Origin of the sequence: Pseudomonas sp., assembly GCF_026224925.1 — a bacterium.
GTDB lineage: Bacteria > Pseudomonadota > Gammaproteobacteria > Pseudomonadales > Pseudomonadaceae > Aquipseudomonas.
This window is the reverse complement of the sequence record NZ_JAMFRV010000484.1, coordinates 1-2,109: the sequence shown is the minus strand read 5'-3', so window position 1 is coordinate 2,109 and position 2,109 is coordinate 1. Positions and strand designations below refer to the sequence as shown.

General features: G+C 56.5%; 2 protein-coding genes and 1 pseudogene. 1 reads left to right on the top strand and 2 read right to left on the bottom strand.

Translation table 11 applies throughout. The features are described from left to right. Positions 1 to 438: pseudogene (locus tag M0974_RS20765) on the top strand (amidohydrolase); the annotation flags it as partial. A gap of 142 nt (positions 439 to 580) precedes the next feature. Here the strand turns inward: M0974_RS20765 and M0974_RS20760 are convergent. After that, positions 581 to 1,426 (bottom strand): alpha/beta fold hydrolase, encoded by an 846-nt coding sequence (locus M0974_RS20760; protein WP_297841052.1) that lies wholly within the window; start codon positions 1,424 to 1,426, stop codon positions 581 to 583. Between the two features lie 25 nt (positions 1,427 to 1,451). Next, positions 1,452 to 2,109: 4-hydroxy-2-oxovalerate aldolase (dmpG, locus tag M0974_RS20755; RefSeq protein WP_297841047.1), on the bottom strand; the 658-nt coding region annotated here is incomplete at its 5' end.

Here is a 2,109-nt window from a genome sequence, read left to right as displayed (position 1 = left end):
GATGACAACGTTCGCCGCCGGATGCTCGACTCAGTGCACAGAATTTGCTCCGCGGAATGCCAAGCCTCCAATGCAGATCATCCGCCCGAGTTCACTACCATTGACAGTTACCCTGTCACTGAAAACGACGCCGTAGCCACCGCCAAACTGGCGCAGGCTTTTGATGATCATTTCGCCGATCGCTCATATGAAACCGCGCCGGCATCGGCCAGCGAAGACTTTAGTGTTTTCGGGCGCGAGTGGAAGGTTCCCTACGTGTTCTGGTTCGTGGGGAGTACCGAAAAATCGATATGGCAACAGGCCGTATCAAGCGCAAATATCAACCAGATCCCCTCTAACCATTCATCAAAGTTTGATCCACAAATTCACCCGACCCTGCAGACCGGATTGGAAACGATGTTGGTTGGCGCACTTGCCTGGCTGAATGCGCCTGCTTGAGCATGTGAATTATTGGGGTAAGCAAATGTGCCGTCCTGTAGGGCCCCATGGGCCCTGCAGGGGAAGCAGCGATCCGCTAGTTTGTCGCGTACATCGCTTACTTCGGTTCGATCCAACGCCGTTGGCGACGACCCGATAATACCTAGTGCTTAAGGAAGTCGATTACCAGACGATTAAATGCCTGCGCGTGTTCCCATTGCGCCCAGTGTCCGCATTTACTGAATACATGCAGACGAGTATTAGGCATCCCGCAGAGCAGTTTTAATGCCCAATCTATGGGTACGAAGCGGTCGTCCCGACCCCACGTAATCAAAGTCTCGGCCTTGATATCTGGCAGATTGGCGGTGAAGTCACCCAGTTTGAAGTGGCTCAACTCGACGCTTTTAAGGAAGTTCTCCAGGTGCTGAGGGTTGGCCAAAATACTGTCCAGTCGCAGTTGGATAAGCTCCTCGGTCAAGGCGCTGGAGTCATAGACAAAGACATCGAGCATCTTCTTCAGATTTTCCAGCGTCGGCTCACGATAGACCTGGAACAACAGCTTGATCCCCTCCATGGGCAATGGGGTAAACAAACTGCTACTGCCGACGCCGCCCGACCCCATCAAAATCATTTTCCCTAACCGTTCGGGAAACTCGACAGAGAACGCCAACGAGCTGCCACCGCCCATCGAGTTACCGATCAGGTGGGCCTTGTCGATACCAAGCACATCCATCAGCCCCTTCACTGCCCGGGCATTAACCGCGAAACGAGGCTCGGCAGTCACCAATGGGTCAGACTTTCCAAATCCAGGGCAGTCAACAAGCAACACCCTGTAGCCCGCTTCGACGAATGCATCGATGTTGCGGTGAAAGTTTGCCCAGCCCGTGGCGCCGGCACCGGAACCGTGGACCATGATGACCACCTCGCCCTCGCCCGCATCGTTGTAGTGCAGTCGCATATCGCCTACTTGGGCGAATCGGCTGGTGCTTGCTTCGGTCAATTTGTTCACTGTCTATTCCTTATTGTATTAATTATCAACGTTTGAGTAGATCGAGCGCGACATCAACGATCATGTCTTCCTGACCGCCGACCATCCGGCGTTTGCCCAGTTCGACGAGGATGTCGAGGGTCTTCAGGCCGTACTTGGCAGCAGCGACTTCGGCATGGCGCAGGAAGCTTGAGTAGACCCCGGCATAACCCAGCGCCAAGGTTTCGCGGTCTACACGCACCGGACGATCCTGCAGGGGACGCACGATGTCGTCCGCCGCATCCATCAGCGTGTAAAGGTCGGTGCCGTGGTTCCAGCCGAGACGCTCGGCAGCTGCGATGAACACCTCCAGCGGCGCGTTACCGGCCCCGGCGCCCATGCCGGCGAGGCTGGCGTCGATGCGGTCACAGCCTTCCTCGACGGCGGTGATGGAGTTCGCTACACCCAGGCTCAGGTTGTGGTGGGCGTGCATCCCGGTCTCAGTCTCTGGCTTGAGCACGGCCTTAAACGCGCGGAAGCGATCACGGATATCCTGCATGTTCATCGCCCCACCGGAGTCGGCCATGTACACGCACGTGGCGCCGTAACTTTCCATCAGCTTGGCCTGAGCGGCCAACTGCTCGGCCGGGATCATGTGGCTCATCATCAGAAAGCCGACGGTGTCCATGCCCAGTTCGCGGGCGTATTCAATGTGCTGTTTCGAG